Genomic DNA, 18,421 nt, shown 5'->3' on the forward strand with positions numbered 1-18,421 from the left:
TCATTATCAATCATTGACCATCCTAACATCCTTATAGAGAGTATGTTAGTTTTCCGGTCACCGTGAGTGAGAGGATAAGGCGCAGTGTCGTCAATGACAGTGAATAATGACGAGAAACCGCCAGCCCGTATTTAAGAATTTACACGCAGCGAACGGTGCTACACTTGTATGTAGCGCATCTTTCTTTACGGTCAATGAGCAAGGTGTTAAATTGATCACGTTTTAGACCATTTTTTCGTCGGTATTAGATAAAAATATGCAGGCGAGAAAGGGTAACGGTTATTTTTGACATACGGTTTATCCCGAATGGCGACGGTCAAGTACTGACCTGCACCATGACGGGTAGCAACATCAGGCGATACGTCTTGTACCTCTATATTGAGACTCTGAAACAGAGACTGGATGCCATAAATCAACTGCGTGTGGATCGCGCGCTTGCTGCCATGGGACCCGCTTTTCAGCAGGTTTACAGTCTTCTGCCGACATTATTGCACTATCACCATCCACTGATGCCGGGTTACCTTGATGGTAACGTTCCCAGCGGTATTTGCTTCTACACGCCTGATGAAACCCAACGCCACTATCTGAACGAACTTGAGCTGTACCGCGGTATGACGCCGCAGGACCCGCCGAAGGGCGAGCTGCCGATTACCGGCGTTTACACCATGGGCAGCACCTCCTCGGTCGGGCAGAGCTGCTCGTCCGACCTAGATATCTGGGTGTGCCATCAGTCCTGGCTCGACGGCGAAGAGCGTCAGTTGCTGCAACGTAAGTGTAGCCTGCTGGAAAGCTGGGCCGCCTCGCTTGGCGTTGAGGTGAGCTTCTTCCTGATCGACGAGAACCGTTTCCGCCATAACGAAAGCGGCAGTCTGGGCGGGGAAGACTGTGGTTCTACGCAGCATATCCTGTTGCTTGATGAGTTTTATCGTACCGCTGTGCGCCTGGCCGGGAAGCGTATCCTGTGGAGTATGGTGCCGTGCGACGAAGAAGAGCATTACGACGACTATGTCATGACGCTCTACGCGCAGGGCGTATTAACGCCAAACGAATGGCTGGATCTGGGGGGCTTAAGCTCGCTCTCCGCCGAAGAGTACTTTGGCGCCAGCCTGTGGCAGCTATACAAGAGCATTGACTCGCCGTACAAAGCGGTGCTGAAAACGCTGCTGCTGGAAGCCTACTCATGGGAATATCCCAACCCACGTCTGCTGGCGAAAGATATTAAACAACGTCTGCATGATGGTGAAATCGTATCGTTTGGACTCGATCCCTACTGCATGATGCTGGAACGGGTCACTGAATACCTGACGGCGATTGAAGATCCGACGCGGCTGGATTTAGTCCGCCGCTGCTTTTACCTGAAAGTGTGCGAGAAATTAAGTCGCGAGCGTGCCTGCGTAGGCTGGCGTCGGGAAGTATTAAGCCAGTTAGTCAGCGAGTGGGGATGGGACGACGCGCGTCTGACCATGCTCGATAATCGCGCAAACTGGAAAATCGATCAGGTGCGCGAAGCTCACAACGAATTGCTCGACGCCATGATGCAAAGCTATCGTAATCTGATTCGCTTTGCGCGGCGCAACAACCTCAGCGTGAGTGCCAGCCCGCAGGATATCGGCGTACTGACGCGTAAGCTGTACGCGGCGTTTGAAGCGTTGCCGGGTAAAGTCACGCTGGTGAACCCGCAGATATCGCCGGATCTGTCCGAGCCGAATTTAACCTTTATCCATGTGCCGCCGGGACGCGCCAACCGTTCAGGCTGGTATCTCTACAACCGTGCGCCGAACATGGATTCCATCATCAGTCATCAGCCGCTGGAATATAACCGTTATCTTAATAAGCTGGTCGCGTGGGCGTGGTTCAACGGCCTGCTGACGTCGCGAACGCATCTGTTTATTAAGGGCAACGGTATTGTCGACCTGCCTAAGTTACAGGAGATGGTCGCCGATGTTTCGCACCATTTCCCGCTGCGCTTGCCTGCTCCGACGCCGAAAGCGCTCTACAGCCCCTGTGAAATTCGCCATCTGGCGATTATCGTTAACCTCGAATATGACCCGACGGCGGCGTTTCGCAATAAGGTGGTTCATTTTGACTTCCGTAAGCTGGACGTTTTCAGCTTTGGCGAAGAGCAAAACTGTCTGATAGGCAGTATCGACTTGTTATATCGCAACTCGTGGAACGAAGTGCGTACTCTGCACTTTAACGGCGAGCAGGCGATGATCGAAGCGCTGAAAACGATTCTGGGGAAAATGCACCAGGATGCCGCGCCGCCGGATAGCGTCGAAGTGTTCTGCTACAGTCAGCATCTTCGCGGTCTGATTCGCACCCGCGTGCAGCAACTGGTCTCCGAATGTATCGAGCTACGTCTTTCCAGCACCCGTCAGGAGACCGGTCGCTTCAAGGCGCTGCGGGTTTCCGGGCAGACGTGGGGACTATTCTTCGAACGCTTGAATGTCTCGGTGCAGAAGCTGGAGAACGCTATCGAATTCTACGGCGCGATTTCGCATAACAAGCTGCACGGGCTGTCGGTACAGGTGGAAACCAACCAGGTGAAATTGCCGTCAGTGGTGGATGGCTTCGCCAGCGAAGGGATCATCCAGTTCTTCTTTGAAGAAACGGGCGATGAGAAAGGCTTTAATATTTATATTCTGGATGAAAGTAACCGGGCGGAAGTGTATCACCACTGCGAAGGTAGCAAGGAAGAACTGGTGCGCGACGTCAGTCGCTTCTATTCGTCATCGCACGATCGCTTCACGTATGGCTCCAGTTTTATCAACTTTAACCTGCCGCAGTTCTACCAGATAGTGAAAACCGATGGCCGCGCGCAGGTGATCCCATTCCGTACGCAGCCTATCAACACCGTGCCGCCAGCAAACCAGGATCATGACGCGCCGCTATTGCAGCAGTATTTTTCGTAAGTGCTGCGCCGGGCAAAGCTGCCCGGCCGGCGTTCACCGCTTCACATTAACTTCACCCAACTTCGTTACCGTGACCTCCGCATTTGGTTTACAGGAGGAGGTTTGAGGTGGCAGATGCGTTCATTTTGTTAGGGATAGTCATGGCGATGGTCAGCCTCGGCTTCATTCTTATAAATAAGTTATTCTGTTTTATATCTGCTGGGTGCCTGCTCTCGCTATGCGCCAGCATGGCCAGTTTTCAACTCTGGGATGCGTCTTACTGGGGGCGATGGGGAAAAGTATGTCCCGGTCTGGATGTGATCATCTCCTGCGACAATTACCATTTTCTCTATGATCTGGGATGGGAATTGTACGGTATCGCCTTTTTGTTCTTTACCGCGTTAATGCTCACATGTGCGGCCATTATTCTTATCAATATGATTATGGCTTTAGAGCGATACTGTGCCGGATGGCGGCGCTAACACGCCTTATCCAGCCTACATTCGAAGAATGCTCATTGAGCGGAACAAGGTTTAGACAATATTTTTTCTTATACAATTTATGTAGTAATATCCAGACCGTTCAAAACGCTATCGCGTCTTTCATTGTTTTCGTAAATATGTTTTGAAAAACCATATTAGAAACAAAAGTCTTTAATGGTTTCTTATGGATGTTTTTATAAAAGGATACTATATGTCAATAAACAACCCTATTCTTATTTACGTGAATAAGAAACGACAAATAAAATTAGCTCTGTTTTATTCAGTGGTAGCTATAGCTCTTATGATGAGCCTCTTTCTAAATTATAGTATTATGCTAAAGATGGTGTGTGTTTTTTTAATACTCCTCATGATAGCAGGCGCAAGTGCTTACTGGTACTCCGCCTTTTCAGGAAAGCCACAGCTAACGTTGAACCAGGAGGGAGTAACATTACACACAACCAGGCTACCAATAGTTTACTGGCATGAAATCGACTATGTTGGTGAGCGTGTTAGCGATAATACGCCTGTGCTGGCCGTTTTTGTCAAAGATGTTGAGCTTTATTGTCAGCGAATTACTAATGAGAAAATGCGTAATAATTTTCTGTCATTATTAAATAAGCATGGAAGTAATCGCGTGATGAATATCTCTCTAAACGATCTCGATTATGATTCAGATGAGTTACAGGATATTTTTAAAATGGCTGTTGCCAGAAACCTGGAACAATAGGGTAGAGATATATGTTTTTTGTTATTACTCACCATATTGATGTGCTGCCTCTGGCAACCCTACCCACACATGAAACATGCCCTTATTGTAATAATCAGGATGTATGGTTGATTATTCGCCAAAAAAGGACCCGTACATGTGGTCTGTCTCAAGCGAGAAAAAGAGATAAGCTTGGTTTAGCGATATGCAATCATTGCAGCAATGAAATCAAGGAAAAACGTTGGTCACCAGCGTTACGTCAACTTTTTACCGAGCAGAAGCCACTATTTAACCTAACCTTTTGGCAACGCTACGGTTTTTGGGTTGGTTGGTTGAGTGTATGGCCCGCGCTGTTTCTGGCAACCTGGCTGTATTTCACATTTCGGGGTTGGTAATACGACCGCATATCTCGTTAAATATACGCAGGAAAGCGCTATTCTTCTGGCTCTCCTGCGGAATTAAAACTTAGCGAAAACTCACCTTTTCACCCGCCTGCTGCGTTGCCGCCTGCTCCAGCAGATCCCAGAAGGTTTCGCCGCTGCGATCGCAAATCCACTCGTCGCCTTTCAGATCGAAATGATAGCCGCCCTGTTTGGTCGCCAGCCACACCTGGTGCAACGGCTCCTGACGGTTAATAATGATCTTACTGCCGTTTTCAAAGCTGATGGTCAACACGCCGCCGTTGATTTCACAGTCGATATCGCTGTCGCCGTCCCAGTTATCGAGGCGTTCTTCAATGGTGAGCCACAGGGCGTCAGCCAGGCGATGAAATTCACTGTCGTTCATTGTTTTATCCCGCTATTGAGTGATATCGCCAGTATAAGGGGAAGCGTCAGCTTCTGGAACTGATACGAATTACCGTTGTGAGCGGTAAAGGATAAAACCCAGCGGTAGATAAATGACGATAAATAGCGCACTGGTGATAAGTATGACGGACGCGTTAACCGGGAAATGGTTTAGAGCCGACAGCATTGCCACCATCAGCGCGACGCAGCCGCCGCAGAGGAGAAAATGCAACAGGATTAAGGGGGCGCGCGGCTTTGCTTTGATATCCAAAAGAGCGCTAAGCAGACCGAGTACCGCGCTTATCGTCAGAACCCCGGCAGCTTCAACACCGTTTATCGTGCCGTGCATAACGCTTTCAATAATGACGTAAATGCATGAACCGATCCCCACGCCCCGAAGGGCGTTTTTCAAATGTTTATTCAAGCGCGCAAAACGGTTTAGCGGCGTCATTTTTGGCATTCCTGCGCCTGCGTTATGATGATGATATCTTTATTGTTGGTGTACATGACGTTCCTATTCAGAGTATGCGTCTTATCCGGGCAGGGGGATGCTGTTCGGTAAAGCTGGCTGCCAATCCACGTATAAACATAGCGGTTGTCATACGCAAAACGCTCGGTGACTTTTAGCTGCCCATTGATGCTAAAGACCTGAATACCCTGACCTTGCTGGCTATCACGCATAAAATAGCCGTGCTCTTTTCCGGCGTTAATTTCCCGGTTCAGGAAGGGGGCTGGGCTATCCAGTTCCAGCCCTGAGTTGCCGGGTTAATCAATGAATTGGGTAACCGACGCAGGCGTTTGAAATTCACCTCCGGCAACAAAAGATTGTTCTCCTCTTCTGGCTGGAGATAAACCACGCCGCTGCCTTGCCGTTGATAAACATTGTGCGGAGGTTCACTCAGCCGGTATCCCCAGGCGGGAGGTAGCAGAAGTGAAAGCGAGAAAAGGCAAAACAAATTACGATATTGCATAAGGTCATCCGGGCGTGGTACGTAAACCTGAAGTGATTAGCAAAGCATGTTTCCTGATGTAAATGCGCAATAATCATGGCAACGCGCCGCTTTTCAGATTTTATAAAGAGCCCCTAAACGCTTGCTTTTACGCCTTCTCCTGCGATGATAGAAAATAGAAAGCATGAACTTACAGGCAATCCATAATGAAAAACGTGTTTAAGACACTCGCTGTACTTCTGACTCTGTTCAGCCTGACGGGCTGCGGTTTGAAAGGGCCGCTTTATTTCCCGCCAGCCGATAAAAATGCGCCGCCGCCGACGAAAAAAGTCGATTCGCAAACGCAGTCCACGATGCCCGATAAGAACGATCGCGCAACGGGAGATGGCCCGTCCCAGGTCAATTACTGAGGATAGTTTTCTGTCCCCGCGTGAACGGAGTGAATGATGCAATTCTCTAAAATGCATGGCCTTGGCAACGATTTTATGGTCGTCGACGCGGTAACGCAGAATGTCTTTTTTTCGCCGGAACTGATTCGTCGGCTATCCGACAGACACCTGGGCGTAGGGTTCGATCAGCTGCTGGTGGTTGAGCCGCCCTATGATCCTGAGTTGGACTTTCATTACCGCATCTTCAACGCCGACGGCAGTGAAGTCTCGCAGTGCGGCAATGGCGCGCGCTGTTTCGCGCGATTTGTTCGCCTGAAAGGGCTAACCAATAAACGCGACATTCGGGTCAGTACCGCGAATGGCCGGATGGTACTGAGCGTCACGGAAGATGAACTGGTGCGGGTGAATATGGGGGAGCCAAACTTTGAACCCGCGCAGGTGCCTTTTCGCGCCAACAAAGCGGAAAAGACGTATATTATGCGAGCGGCGGAACAGACCATACTGTGCGGCGTGGTTTCAATGGGCAATCCGCACTGTGTCATTCAGGTTGATAACGTCGACACGGCGGCCGTTGAAACACTGGGGCCGGTTCTGGAAAGCCATGAGCGTTTTCCGGAACGCGCCAACATTGGTTTTATGCAGGTTGTAAGACGTGAGCATATCCGGCTGCGAGTCTATGAACGCGGCGCAGGGGAGACCCGCGCGTGCGGCAGCGGCGCGTGCGCTGCCGTTGCCGTGGGGATTCAGCAGGGACTGCTGGCTGAAGAGGTACGCGTGGAATTACCGGGCGGTCGGCTGGATATCGCCTGGAAAGGTCCGGGTCATCCGTTATACATGACTGGTCCGGCGGCACATATCTACGACGGATTTATCCATTTATGAAGCAACCAGAGGAAGAACTACAGGAAACGCTCACGGAACTGGACGATCGAGCGGTCGTCGATTACCTGCGCCACCACCCTGAGTTTTTTATCCGTAACGCCCATGCCGTGGAAGCGATGCGTGTTCCACATCCCGTGCGGGGAACGGTTTCGCTCGTTGAGTGGCATATGGCCCGCGCGCGTAATCACATCAATGTGCTTGAAGAAAATATGACGCTGCTGATGGAACAGGCTCATGCCAATGAAAGCCTGTTTTATCGCTTGCTGCATCTGCAAAGCCGTCTGGTCGCCGCGGATAGTCTGGATGAGATGCTGGTGCGGTTTCACCGCTGGGCGCGCGATTTGGGGCTTGCCGGCGCGACGCTGCGTTTGTTCCCGGATCGGTGGCGTCTTGGCGCGCCATCGCGCTATACGCATCTGGCTTTAAACCGTCAGGCCTTCGAGCCGCTGCGTATTCAACGACTGGGACAGTCGCAGCATTATCTTGGCCCGCTAAACGGCCCGGAACTGCTGGTGGTCTTGCCGGAGGCGAAGGCTGTAGGCTCGGTAGCCATGTCGATGATGGGCAGCGATGGCGACCTCGGGGTGATTCTCTTCAGCAGCCGTGACCCGCACCACTATCAGCCGGGGCAGGGGACGCAGCTTTTACAGGAGATCGCGCTGATGCTGCCGGAACTGCTGGAACGCTGGATTAAACGCGTATGACGGATGTCGCGCTTTCTCAGGACGTCTCGCGGTTCCTGCGCTATTTAGGCGTGGAGCGCCAGCTTAGCCCTATTACCCTGCTGAACTACCAGCGTCAGCTTGATGCCATTATCGCTTTAGCCGGAGAAACCGGGCTGAAAAGCTGGCAACAATGTGACGCTGCGATTGTGCGCAGTTTTGCGGTGCGCAGTCGGCGCAAAGGGCTTGGCCCTGCCAGTCTGGCGCTACGTCTCTCGGCATTGCGAAGCTTTTTTGACTGGTTAGTCAGTCAGGGCGAATTGAAAGCTAACCCGGCGAAGGGCGTCTCCGCACCGAAAGCGCCGCGTCATCTGCCGAAAAATATTGATGTCGACGACGTTAACCGCCTGCTGGACATCGATCTTAACGATCCGCTCACCGTACGTGACCGGGCGATGCTGGAGGTCATGTACGGCGCGGGACTGCGTTTATCCGAACTGGTTGGCCTGGATATAAAGCACCTCGATCTTGATACCGGCGAAGTGTGGGTAATGGGTAAAGGCAGCAAAGAGCGACGCCTGCCGATTGGCCGTAACGCGGTGACGTGGATTGAGCACTGGCTGGATCTGCGCGGCCTGTTCGCTAGCGATGAAGAGGCGTTATTTCTGTCGAAGCTCGGCAAGCGTATCTCCGCGCGCAATGTCCAAAAACGGTTCGCCGAATGGGGCATAAAGCAGGGGCTAAACAGCCACGTGCATCCACATAAGCTGCGCCATTCGTTCGCGACCCATATGCTGGAATCGAGCGGCGATCTGCGCGGCGTGCAAGAGCTGCTGGGTCATGCCAACCTTTCCACCACCCAAATTTATACTCATCTTGATTTTCAACACCTTGCTTCAGTGTACGACGCGGCGCATCCGCGCGCTAAACGGGGGAAATAATGCGTTTTTACCGGCCTTTGGGGCGTATTGCCGCGCTCACCTTTGACCTGGATGATACCCTTTATGATAACCGTCCGGTGATTTTGCGTACTGAGCAGGAAGCGCTCGCTTTTATGCAAAATTATCACCCGTCGCTACGTTCGTTTCAAAACGTCGATTTACAGCGGATACGGCAGGCGGTGCGTGAAGCGGAGCCGGAAATCTATCATGACGTTACCCGCTGGCGCCATCGTGCGATAGAGCAGGCCATGCGGGATGCGGGATTATCGGCGCAGGAGGCCATTGCCGGCGCGAATGCGGCGATGATGCATTTTGCCAAATGGCGCAGCCAGATTGAGGTTCCGCAGGCTACCCATGAGACGTTACAGCAGCTTGCGAAAAAATGGCCGCTGGTGGCGATCACTAACGGCAATGCCCAGCCGGAACTGTTTGGCCTCGGCGATTACTTTAAGTTTGTACTGCGCGCCGGCCCGGATGGACGTTCCAAGCCGTTTAGCGACATGTATTTCCTGGCGGCGGAAAAACTGCATGTGCCGATCGGCGAGATCCTGCATGTCGGCGACGATCTGACTACCGATGTGGCTGGCGCTATTCGCTGTGGGATGCAGGCCTGCTGGATTAAACCTGAAAATGCCGACCTGATGCGAACGCAGGACAGCCGTTTACTGCCGCATATCGAAATTTCGCGGTTGGCATCTCTCACCTCGCTGATATAATCACCAGTAGTTCTGTATAAATTCCCAGTTATTCTGGCGGATGGCGCTATGCTTATCCGCCCTACGATAAGTAGCCCCGGTAAGCGAAGCGCCCCGGGCGTTTTTAGTTTTCATGTTTTTACGCGGCGGTGCCAATGGACGTTTCTTACCTGCTCGACAGCCTTAATGATAAACAGCGCGAAGCGGTGGCCGCGCCACGTAGCAACATGCTGGTGTTGGCGGGCGCGGGAAGCGGGAAAACCCGCGTGCTGGTGCACCGTATCGCCTGGTTACTGAGCGTAGAAAACAACTCGCCATACTCCATCATGGCGGTGACCTTTACCAACAAAGCGGCGGCGGAAATGCGCCATCGTATTGGCCAGTTGATGGGGACCAGCCAGGGCGGAATGTGGGTAGGGACGTTCCACGGTCTGGCGCACCGCCTGCTGCGCGCGCATCATATGGACGCTAATTTGCCGCAGGATTTCCAGATTCTCGACAGCGAAGATCAGATGCGTTTGCTTAAACGCCTGATTAAGGCGATGAATCTTGATGAGAAGCAGTGGCCGCCGCGTCAGGCGATGTGGTACATCAATAGCCAGAAAGACGAAGGGCTACGCCCGCACCATATCCAAAGCTATGGCAACCCGGTGGAGCAGACCTGGCAGAAGGTGTATCAGGCCTATCAGGAAGCGTGCGATCGCGCTGGTCTGGTGGATTTTGCCGAGCTACTGCTGCGCGCTCATGAACTATGGCTGAACAAGCCGCACATCCTGCAACACTATCGCGAGCGGTTTACTAACATCCTGGTGGACGAATTCCAGGATACCAACAACATTCAGTACGCCTGGGTTCGTCTGCTGGCGGGCGACACTGGTAAGGTAATGATCGTTGGCGACGATGACCAGTCGATCTACGGCTGGCGCGGGGCCCAGGTAGAGAACATCCAGCGCTTCCTCAATGATTTCCCCGGCGCGCAGACCATTCGTCTGGAGCAGAATTACCGCTCGACCAGCAACATCCTTAGCGCGGCGAACGCTCTGATTGAAAACAACAACGGGCGTTTGGGTAAAAAGCTGTGGACTGACGGCGTTGATGGCGAACCGATATCGCTGTACTGCGCTTTCAACGAACTGGATGAAGCGCGCTTTGTGGTTAACCGTATAAAAACCTGGCAGGACAACGGCGGCGCGCTTGCGCAATGCGCCATCCTTTATCGCAGCAACGCCCAGTCGCGCGTGCTGGAAGAAGCGTTATTACAGGCCAGTATGCCGTACCGCATTTACGGCGGGATGCGCTTCTTCGAACGCCAGGAGATCAAAGATGCGCTCTCTTATCTGCGTTTGATTGCCAATCGCAACGATGATGCCGCCTTTGAACGCGTGGTGAATACCCCAACGCGCGGCATCGGCGACCGCACGCTGGACGTGGTGCGCCAGACCTCGCGCGATCGCCAGCTAACATTGTGGCAGGCGTGCCGTGAATTGTTACAGGAAAAAGCCCTGGCCGGGCGTGCGGCCAGCGCGCTACAACGCTTTATGGAACTGATTGACGCTCTGGCGCAGGAAACTGCCGACATGCCGCTGCATGTGCAGACTGACCGGGTGATCAAAGATTCCGGCCTGCGCACCATGTATGAGCAAGAAAAAGGCGAGAAAGGCCAGACGCGCATCGAAAACTTAGAGGAACTGGTGACGGCGACGCGGCAGTTCAGCTACAACGACGAAGATGAAGATTTGATGCCGTTGCAGGCCTTCCTCTCTCACGCGGCGCTGGAAGCGGGCGAGGGGCAGGCGGATACCTGGCAGGATGCGGTACAGCTGATGACGCTGCACTCGGCCAAAGGGCTGGAGTTTCCGCAGGTGTTTATCGTCGGCATGGAAGAGGGCATGTTCCCCAGCCAGATGTCGCTGGATGAGGGCGGGCGTTTGGAAGAGGAGCGTCGTCTGGCCTACGTCGGCGTTACCCGTGCCATGCAGAAACTGACGCTAACCTATGCCGAAACTCGCCGTCTGTACGGTAAAGAGGTCTACCATCGCCCGTCGCGTTTTATCGGCGAACTGCCGGAGGAGTGCGTGGAAGAGGTCCGTCTGCGCGCCACCGTCAGTCGTCCGGTGAGCCATCAACGAATGGGAACGCCGCTGGCGGAAAACGACACAGGCTACAAACTCGGCCAACGCGTGCGCCATGCGAAGTTCGGCGAGGGAACTATTGTCAACCTGGAGGGCAGCGGCGAACATAGCCGGTTGCAGGTGGCTTTTCAGGGGCAAGGGATCAAATGGCTGGTTGCCGCATATGCGAAGCTGGAAACGGTTTGACCGACTCTCATATTGCCGGATGACGCCTCTTATCCGGCCTACGCGCTGGCTAACATTTTGATTTGTAGGCCGGATAAGGCGAAGCCGCCATCCGGCGATATATTGATGTTAATATTCTGAAATCATAGATAAATACTCTCACTCTGCTAACCTTTCTGCATAAGGGGAAATTATTGCTTTTTCGCGTTTCGTTGCGTGTTGACGGCAAATTTTTGCTGGCGTAACATGCGCCCACGATTACGCTAAGAGGACATTCGCCTTGGACACACCCAGTAGATACTGGCTCATTATCCTGTCATCCAGGATCAACTCCTAAGGCTATCCCTTTTTGCTGATAGCCTTAGCGGTTGTCAGCGACCTTTCATTTTTTCCCGTCGCGTTGAGTCAGGCTGTTTAATGGTCTGAAACCCAATTTGTTTCTGTGTGCCCATCTGAACTGTCCGATATTTTTACGCATTGGGAGTCCCGGTCATGCTGAGCGCATTTCAACTGGAAAAAAACCGACTGACCCGGCTGGAAGTCGAGGAGTCACAAAGCCTGATTGATGCCGTATGGGTCGATTTGGTCGAACCGGACGACGACGAGCGATTGCGCGTACAATCTGAGCTGGGCCAGAGTCTGGCGACGCGTCCTGAACTGGAAGATATCGAAGCATCCGCGCGCTTCTTTGAAGACGAAGACGGACTGCATATCCACTCCTTCTTCTTCTTCGAAGATGCGGAAGATCATGCCGGTAACTCTACGGTGGCATTCACTATTCGCGATGGCCGTCTGTTTACGCTGCGTGAACGCGAACTGCCCGCCTTCCGTTTGTATCGTATGCGCGCCCGCAGCCAGGCGATGGTCGACGGTAATGCTTATGAATTACTGCTCGATCTGTTCGAAACCAAAATTGAACAGTTAGCGGATGAGATCGAAAACATCTACAGCGATCTGGAAAAACTGAGCCGCGTCATTATGGAAGGGCATCAGGGCGATGAATACGACGAAGCGCTCTCCACGCTGGCGGAACTGGAAGATATCGGCTGGAAGGTACGCCTGTGTCTGATGGATACCCAACGCGCGCTGAACTTCCTAGTGCGCAAGGCGCGCTTACCGGGCGGACAGCTGGAGCAGGCGCGTGAGATCCTGCGCGATATCGAATCTCTGCTGCCGCACAATGAATCGCTGTTCCAGAAGGTGAACTTCCTGATGCAGGCGGCGATGGGTTTCATCAACATTGAGCAGAACCGCATTATCAAAATCTTCTCGGTGGTTTCCGTGGTGTTCCTGCCGCCGACGCTGGTCGCTTCCAGCTATGGGATGAACTTCGAGTTTATGCCGGAACTGAAGTGGAGCTTTGGTTATCCAGGCGCGATTATCTTTATGATTCTGGCGGGGCTTGCGCCGTATCTGTACTTTAAGCGCAAGAACTGGTTGTAAAATCAACGGACTGGCGATTTAACCGCCAGTCCGTTGGAAGTTCTTCATCATGAGGAAAGTTCTTGTTTTGAAGAAGCGATGAAAGATAGCAGTAGTGTTGTGAGTATTACCCAGGCAATATTGAGTTGTATACCAATATTATCGCAATCAGCCCCATTGAGTGCGACACTGACTGTACAGAAGACATTTACACCTATAGACAATGCGATGAAATAAAGTGCCCTGCAACCTGAATCTCTGATTCTCTTCGCGCCAATATTAATATGGATATAGGTATTGACAATAATAAATATTAAATCAAGATATTGGTTTTTAGGCATTATAGTAAATAATATTATCCATGATGATAATGTATAAATAACAAACTTTGCTCGCTTCAATGTATCCTTGGGGGAAGGGTGAAAAATATCTTTAATAATCCTAATCATATTATTTTTTCCATATTGATAACCAACTTCAGGCCTCACATGTAAATATATCACACTGAATTTTCTAATGACAGTAATGGTAAATAATGGCATGATAATTACGTTGCACAGCAATAGATAATAATTAAATATATTATCTGGTAATTAACAATTTCAATGAATGGATTTCATAAAATGCAAGAGAAAAATTTCTGGCAAGTTTATTTTGGTAAAGACCCTTTTTCTAAAGCCGAATTCATTAAAGCCTGGATTGGATGGTGGGTGATTGCTATTGTCCTGCTCGTTGTACTGTCGATTTGTACTTCATTAAATTTGAGGGGGATTGGAATAGCGTTGGGATTCGGCTTTTGCCAGATCCATGCCCGTTATTTAACGTTTGTTGGTTGGAATAAGTTTATTGGTGTGTTGGGCGTGTTTCCAGTAACAAATATTATATTATTTATTGTATTGCTATTTACTAAAAAGAAATAACATAAAATGGCAGCCAGATAATAGCTGCCATTTTATTATTTAATGCTTACGCCGCTGCGTATAAATCGCATCCATCACGAAAATCGCCAGCGCGACCCAGATAAACGCAAATGTCACCATCTTATCCGCGCCCGGCACTTCGCCATAAAACGTCACCGCCAGTAAAAACATCAGCGTTGGGCCGATATACTGGAAAAAGCCCAGTGTAGAAAGACGCAGACGCGTAGCCGCTCCGGTGAAGCACAGCAGCGGAATCGTAGTGACCACACCCGCCGCCATTAACAGCAAGTTCAACGATAGTGCGTTTTGCCCCATATGGCTGGTGGCGCTATCGGCGATGCCAAACAGATAAATCGCGGCGACCGGCAACAGCCATAGCGTTTCGACCAGCATACCCGTCTGCGCTTCAACGGCGATCTTCTTACGCACCAGGCCGTAAAACGCAAAACTAAACGCCAGCCCCAGCGCGATAATCGGCAGTGAACCAAACGTCCAGAGTTGCACCAGCACGCCGCACACCGCCAGAATCACCGCCAGCCACTGCATTCGACGGAAGCGTTCGCCAAGAAAAATCATCCCCAGCAAGATGTTAACCAGCGGATTAATGAAATAACCCAGGCTGGCCTCCAGCATATGGTGATTATTTACCGCCCAAATGAACAATAGCCAGTTACCGCCGACCAGTACGGCGGACAGGGCCAGCAGGAAAATCTTCTTTGGCGTTTTCAGTAAACGCTTAACCTGTCGCCACTGCCGGCTGACGCTAAGCAGCGCCACCATAAAGAAAAATGACCAAATCACGCGGTGCGTCAGGATCTCATCTGCGGGAACGTAATAGATCAGCTTGAAATACGCGGGGGCGATCCCCCAAATAAAATAGGCGGCAAGAGCGAGTAATACGCCCTGCCGTGTTTGTTTTGCGTCCATCCGGAAAACTCGTATCTGAAGTGTAACAACAGTTTACCTGCTTTTATCCCACCATATAAGTAGCGGTGGCGCTGGCGATGTACAGCTGATCTTCATTGTGTAATTCCACGCGGGCGACGGCCACTTTATTCCCTGCGCGCAGCAGGCTACTGGTGGCCGTAAAGCGGTTGCCTCTGCCCGGACGCAGGTAATCGACGCGCAGGTCAATCGTTCCCATCCGCGACAGGCGCTGGCGTAGTTCATCTTCGCTGATGGTTTCGTGGCGAGTTAGCGTGCTGCCGACGCATACCAGTCCGGCGGCGACATCCAGCGCAGAGGCGATTACGCCGCCGTGTAAAATGCTTTGCGCCCAGTTGCCGACCATCATCGGCTGGTTGTTGAAGGCCAGTTGGGCGAACGCTTTTTCATAGCGCTCCAGCTCCAGCCCTAACGCCCGATTAAACGGCATGTGGTAGACAAACATTTCACCCACTAATTTCAGAGCTTGTTCAGCGGTAAGTACAGCGGACATAGATTCCTGATACTCCGTTGGTTAATGGAATGTTGATATTATGCTTCTTAATTGTTGTTTTCTACTTTAAGAAGGGATAACTAACGGCTATGTGTGTAAATATGTAAAAATGGTTGGCAGAGAATGATTCAAGCTGAAAATACTTCGTCAGGAGAACGTCAAGAATGCGGGCGATTTTGAGAGGGTTGTTGCCAGCCACGCTACTGCCATTAGCGGCATATGCACAAGAAGCTACGATAAAAGAGGTTCATGATGCGCCTGCAGTACGGGGAAGTATCATCGCTAACATGCTACAGGAGCATGATAACCCTTTTACGCTTTACCCTTATGACACGAACTACTTGATCTACACGAACACCAGCGATCTGAACAAAGAGGCCATAAGTACCTACAACTGGTCTGAAAACGCACGTAAAGATGAAGTGAAATTTCAGTTGAGCCTGGCGTTTCCGCTGTGGCGCGGAATACTGGGGCCGAACTCGGTACTGGGCGCTTCCTATACGCAGAAATCCTGGTGGCAGCTTTCCAACAGTAAAGAGTCTTCGCCGTTTCGCGAAACCAACTACGAACCGCAGCTTTTTCTTGGTTTTGCTACCGATTATCGCTTTGCCGGCTGGACGCTGCGCGACGTAGAGATGGGCTACAACCATGACTCTAACGGACGTTCGGACCCCACCTCGCGTAGCTGGAACCGTCTGTATACCCGTCTGATGGCCGAAAACGGTAACTGGCTGGTAGAGGTTAAACCGTGGTACGTGATTGGCAGTACCGATGATAATCCGGACATCACCAAATATATGGGTTATTACCAGCTTAAAATCGGTTATCACCTGGGCGAGGCGGTATTAAGCGCCAAAGGCCAGTACAACTGGAATACAGGCTACGGCGGCGCGGAAGTTGGATTAAGCTATCCGGTCACTAAACATGTCCGGCTTTATACCCAGGTGTACAGCGGCTATGGCGAATCGCTGATCGACTATAATTTTAATCAGACACGTGTCGGCGTCGGCGTGATGCTTAACGATATCTTCTGATTGGATTGTGTTTTAAACATTGCAGTTTCTCTCGCAGGCGCTGAAAATAGCGCCTGTTTTGATTTATGGTGAACGGGGTTAATGTGGCGCAGGCGGAAGTGTTGAATCTGGAATCAGGGGCCAAACAGGTTTTACAGGAAACCTTTGGCTACCAACAGTTTCGCCCGGGCCAGGAAGCGATTATTGATACTGCGCTCTCCGGTCGCGACTGTCTGGTCGTCATGCCCACCGGCGGCGGCAAATCTCTGTGCTATCAAATCCCGGCGTTGTTGCTGGACGGATTGACCGTCGTCGTTTCGCCCCTGATCTCGTTGATGAAAGACCAGGTCGATCAGCTACTGGCGAACGGGGTGGCGGCGGCCTGTCTGAACTCCACTCAAAGCCGCGAGCAGCAGCTTGAGGTGATGGCGGGGTGCCGTACCGGACAGATTCGTCTGCTGTATATTGCGCCGGAACGCCTGATGCTGGACAACTTTCTTGATCATCTGGCGCACTGGAATCCGGTATTGCTGGCGGTGGATGAAGCGCACTGTATCTCGCAGTGGGGTCATGATTTCCGTCCGGAATATGCGGCTCTCGGTCAGCTTCGCCAGCGTTTTCCCGCTTTGCCGTTTATGGCATTGACCGCCACCGCCGACGACACCACGCGCCAGGATATTATTCGTCTGCTTGGGCTTAACGATCCGTTAATCCAGATCAGTAGCTTTGACCGACCGAATATCCGCTACATGCTGATGGAGAAGTTTAAGCCGCTCGACCAGCTAATGCGCTATGTTCAGGAGCAACGCGGCAAATCGGGTATCATCTACTGCAACAGTCGGGCGAAAGTGGAAGATACCGCTGCGCGCTTGCAAAGTCGCGGCATTAGCGCGGCGGCCTATCATGCGGGGCTGGAAAACGCTATTCGCGCCGATGTGCAGGAAAAATTTCAGCGCGACGATCTGCAAATCGTGGTGGCGACCGTCGCTTTTGGAATGGGCATAAACAAACCTAACGTACGTTTCGTCGTGCATTTCGATATCCCGCGCAATATTGAATCCTACTATCAGGAAACGGGCCGCGCCGGGCGCGACGGACTGCCTGCGGAAGCCATGCTATTTTACGATCCGGCTGACATGGCCTGGCTACGTCGTTGTCTGGAAGAGAAACCAGCCGGACAGCTTCAGGATATTGAACGGCATAAACTGAATGCGATGGGCGCTTTTGCCGAAGCGCAAACCTGCCGCCGCCTGGTATTACTTAATTACTTTGGCGAAGGCCGGCAAGAACCGTGCGGCAACTGCGATATCTGTCTCGATCCGCCCAAACAATATGATGGCTTAAACGATGCCCAGATTGCGCTTTCTACCATTGGTCGGGTTAACCAGCGTTTTGGCATGGGCTACGTTGTCGAGGTGATCCGCGGCGCGAATAACCAACGCATCCGCGATTTCGGTCATGACAAACTCAAGGTTTATGGCATGGGACGCGAAAAGAGCCATGAGCACTGGGTGAGCGTGATTCGCCAGCTCATTCATCTGGGGCTGGTAATGCAAAATATTGCGCAGCACTCCGCATTACAGTTGACGGATGCCGCGCGTCCGGTACTCCGTGGAGACGTTCCGCTAAAGCTTGCGGTGCCGCGCATCGTCGCCCTCAAACCCCGCGTGATGCAGAAATCGTTCGGCGGTAATTACGATCGCAAATTGTTCGCTAAGTTGCGCAAGCTGCGTAAAGCTATCGCTGATGAAGAGAATATCCCGCCGTATGTGGTCTTTAACGACGCCACGCTGATAGAGATGGCGGAACAGATGCCGGTTTCCGCCAGCGAGATGTTAAGCGTTAACGGGGTTGGGATGCGCAAACTGGAGCGCTTCGGGAAAGAATTCATGGCGCTCATCCGCGCGCATGTCGATGGTGATGACGAAGAGTAGTCAGCCCGGCAAAA

21 protein-coding genes and 1 pseudogene are annotated in these 18,421 nt (G+C 51.8%); 15 read left to right on the forward strand and 7 right to left on the reverse strand.

Annotated elements, in window-relative coordinates; genetic code table 11:
• Positions 1–365: 365 nt before the first annotated feature.
• The 4 genes from cyaA (at position 366) to NBA72_RS21600 (ending at position 4,474) form a co-directional block, all read left to right on the forward strand.
• A complete protein-coding gene (gene cyaA / locus NBA72_RS21585) occupies positions 366–2,912 on the forward strand; it encodes a class I adenylate cyclase (RefSeq protein ID WP_000281718.1) in 2,547 nt (848 codons plus the stop codon).
• A 107-nt stretch (positions 2,913–3,019) separates the two neighbouring features.
• Positions 3,020–3,373, forward strand: a complete 354-nt coding sequence (locus NBA72_RS21590) for a membrane protein (protein WP_000752579.1) — start codon at positions 3,020–3,022, stop codon at positions 3,371–3,373.
• 184 nt (positions 3,374–3,557) lie between these two features.
• The gene (locus NBA72_RS21595; protein ID WP_001747560.1) at positions 3,558–4,100 is read left to right on the forward strand and encodes an STM3941 family protein; all 543 of its coding nucleotides are present in this window, start codon (positions 3,558–3,560) and stop codon (positions 4,098–4,100) included.
• An 11-nt stretch (positions 4,101–4,111) separates the two neighbouring features.
• Positions 4,112–4,474: a hypothetical protein gene (locus NBA72_RS21600; RefSeq protein WP_042949733.1), complete on the forward strand. Its 363-nt coding sequence runs from the start codon at positions 4,112–4,114 to the stop codon at positions 4,472–4,474.
• A gap of 70 nt (positions 4,475–4,544) precedes the next feature.
• On the opposite strand, the gene cyaY is transcribed toward NBA72_RS21600, so the two are convergent.
• The 4 genes and pseudogenes from cyaY to NBA72_RS21620 all read right to left on the reverse strand — a co-directional run bounded on the left by cyaY (position 4,545) and on the right by NBA72_RS21620 (position 5,835).
• Positions 4,545–4,865 carry an iron donor protein CyaY gene (gene cyaY, locus NBA72_RS21605; RefSeq protein WP_000999919.1) on the reverse strand — a complete coding sequence of 107 codons (321 nt, stop codon included), beginning with the start codon at positions 4,863–4,865 and terminating at the stop codon, positions 4,545–4,547.
• A 69-nt stretch (positions 4,866–4,934) separates the two neighbouring features.
• Complete coding sequence (locus tag NBA72_RS21610; protein WP_001125563.1) at positions 4,935–5,324, reverse strand: DUF3021 family protein; 390 nt, start codon at positions 5,322–5,324, stop codon at positions 4,935–4,937.
• Positions 5,312–5,614 (reverse strand): annotated as a pseudogene (locus NBA72_RS21615) (hypothetical protein); the annotation flags it as partial. The gene NBA72_RS21610 and the pseudogene NBA72_RS21615, both read right to left, overlap by 13 nt.
• The gene (locus NBA72_RS21620; protein ID WP_072035851.1) at positions 5,584–5,835 is read right to left on the reverse strand and encodes a hypothetical protein; all 252 of its coding nucleotides are present in this window, start codon (positions 5,833–5,835) and stop codon (positions 5,584–5,586) included. The gene NBA72_RS21620 and the pseudogene NBA72_RS21615, both read right to left, overlap by 31 nt.
• Positions 5,836–6,020: 185 nt before the next feature.
• Between NBA72_RS21620 and lptM the strand changes: the two genes are divergently transcribed.
• From lptM to corA, 8 genes are all read left to right on the forward strand, one after another.
• Complete coding sequence (gene lptM, locus NBA72_RS21625; protein WP_000799903.1) at positions 6,021–6,224, forward strand: LPS translocon maturation chaperone LptM; 204 nt, start codon at positions 6,021–6,023, stop codon at positions 6,222–6,224.
• A 36-nt stretch (positions 6,225–6,260) separates the two neighbouring features.
• Positions 6,261–7,085, forward strand: a complete 825-nt coding sequence (dapF, locus tag NBA72_RS21630; protein ID WP_001160671.1) for a diaminopimelate epimerase — start codon at positions 6,261–6,263, stop codon at positions 7,083–7,085.
• Entirely contained in the window at positions 7,082–7,789 is a 708-nt protein-coding gene (locus NBA72_RS21635) for a DUF484 domain-containing protein (protein ID WP_000812763.1), read from the forward strand. Before dapF ends, NBA72_RS21635 begins: the two co-directional genes overlap by 4 nt.
• The gene (xerC, locus tag NBA72_RS21640; protein ID WP_042949735.1) at positions 7,786–8,688 is read left to right on the forward strand and encodes a tyrosine recombinase XerC; all 903 of its coding nucleotides are present in this window, start codon (positions 7,786–7,788) and stop codon (positions 8,686–8,688) included. Before NBA72_RS21635 ends, xerC begins: the two co-directional genes overlap by 4 nt.
• A complete protein-coding gene (gene yigB, locus NBA72_RS21645; protein ID WP_001213560.1) occupies positions 8,688–9,404 on the forward strand; it encodes a 5-amino-6-(5-phospho-D-ribitylamino)uracil phosphatase YigB in 717 nt (238 codons plus the stop codon). Before xerC ends, yigB begins: the two co-directional genes overlap by 1 nt.
• Before the next feature lie 134 nt (positions 9,405–9,538).
• Entirely contained in the window at positions 9,539–11,701 is a 2,163-nt protein-coding gene (uvrD, locus tag NBA72_RS21650; RefSeq protein WP_000383436.1) for a DNA helicase II, read from the forward strand.
• A 259-nt stretch (positions 11,702–11,960) separates the two neighbouring features.
• Entirely contained in the window at positions 11,961–12,017 is a 57-nt protein-coding gene (gene ysgD, locus NBA72_RS21655) for a YsgD/CorL family protein (RefSeq protein ID WP_212723238.1), read from the forward strand.
• Between the two features lie 155 nt (positions 12,018–12,172).
• Positions 12,173–13,123: a magnesium/cobalt transporter CorA gene (gene corA / locus NBA72_RS21660; protein WP_000947139.1), complete on the forward strand. Its 951-nt coding sequence runs from the start codon at positions 12,173–12,175 to the stop codon at positions 13,121–13,123.
• A 47-nt stretch (positions 13,124–13,170) separates the two neighbouring features.
• Here corA and NBA72_RS21665 read toward each other — a convergent pair whose 3' ends face one another.
• Positions 13,171–13,551 (reverse strand): hypothetical protein, encoded by a 381-nt coding sequence (locus NBA72_RS21665; protein ID WP_023139942.1) that lies wholly within the window; start codon positions 13,549–13,551, stop codon positions 13,171–13,173.
• 174 nt (positions 13,552–13,725) lie between these two features.
• Here NBA72_RS21665 and NBA72_RS21670 point away from each other — a divergent pair, with 174 nt between their 5' ends.
• Entirely contained in the window at positions 13,726–14,022 is a 297-nt protein-coding gene (locus tag NBA72_RS21670; RefSeq protein ID WP_001156607.1) for a hypothetical protein, read from the forward strand.
• Between the two features lie 39 nt (positions 14,023–14,061).
• On the opposite strand, the gene rarD is transcribed toward NBA72_RS21670, so the two are convergent.
• The gene (gene rarD, locus NBA72_RS21675) at positions 14,062–14,949 is read right to left on the reverse strand and encodes an EamA family transporter RarD (RefSeq protein WP_001631499.1); all 888 of its coding nucleotides are present in this window, start codon (positions 14,947–14,949) and stop codon (positions 14,062–14,064) included.
• 43 nt (positions 14,950–14,992) lie between these two features.
• Positions 14,993–15,460, reverse strand: a complete 468-nt coding sequence (gene yigI, locus NBA72_RS21680) for an acyl-CoA thioesterase YigI (protein ID WP_001277136.1) — start codon at positions 15,458–15,460, stop codon at positions 14,993–14,995.
• Between the two features lie 164 nt (positions 15,461–15,624).
• On the opposite strand from yigI, the gene pldA reads away from it, so the two are divergent.
• The gene (gene pldA / locus NBA72_RS21685; RefSeq protein ID WP_001201692.1) at positions 15,625–16,494 is read left to right on the forward strand and encodes a phospholipase A; all 870 of its coding nucleotides are present in this window, start codon (positions 15,625–15,627) and stop codon (positions 16,492–16,494) included.
• Between the two features lie 83 nt (positions 16,495–16,577).
• Complete coding sequence (gene recQ, locus NBA72_RS21690) at positions 16,578–18,407, forward strand: ATP-dependent DNA helicase RecQ (protein WP_001533487.1); 1,830 nt, start codon at positions 16,578–16,580, stop codon at positions 18,405–18,407.
• The last annotated feature ends 14 nt before the right edge of the window (positions 18,408–18,421 follow it).

The organism is Salmonella sp. NW1250 (assembly GCF_051812965.1).
Classification (GTDB): domain Bacteria; phylum Pseudomonadota; class Gammaproteobacteria; order Enterobacterales; family Enterobacteriaceae; genus Salmonella; species Salmonella enterica.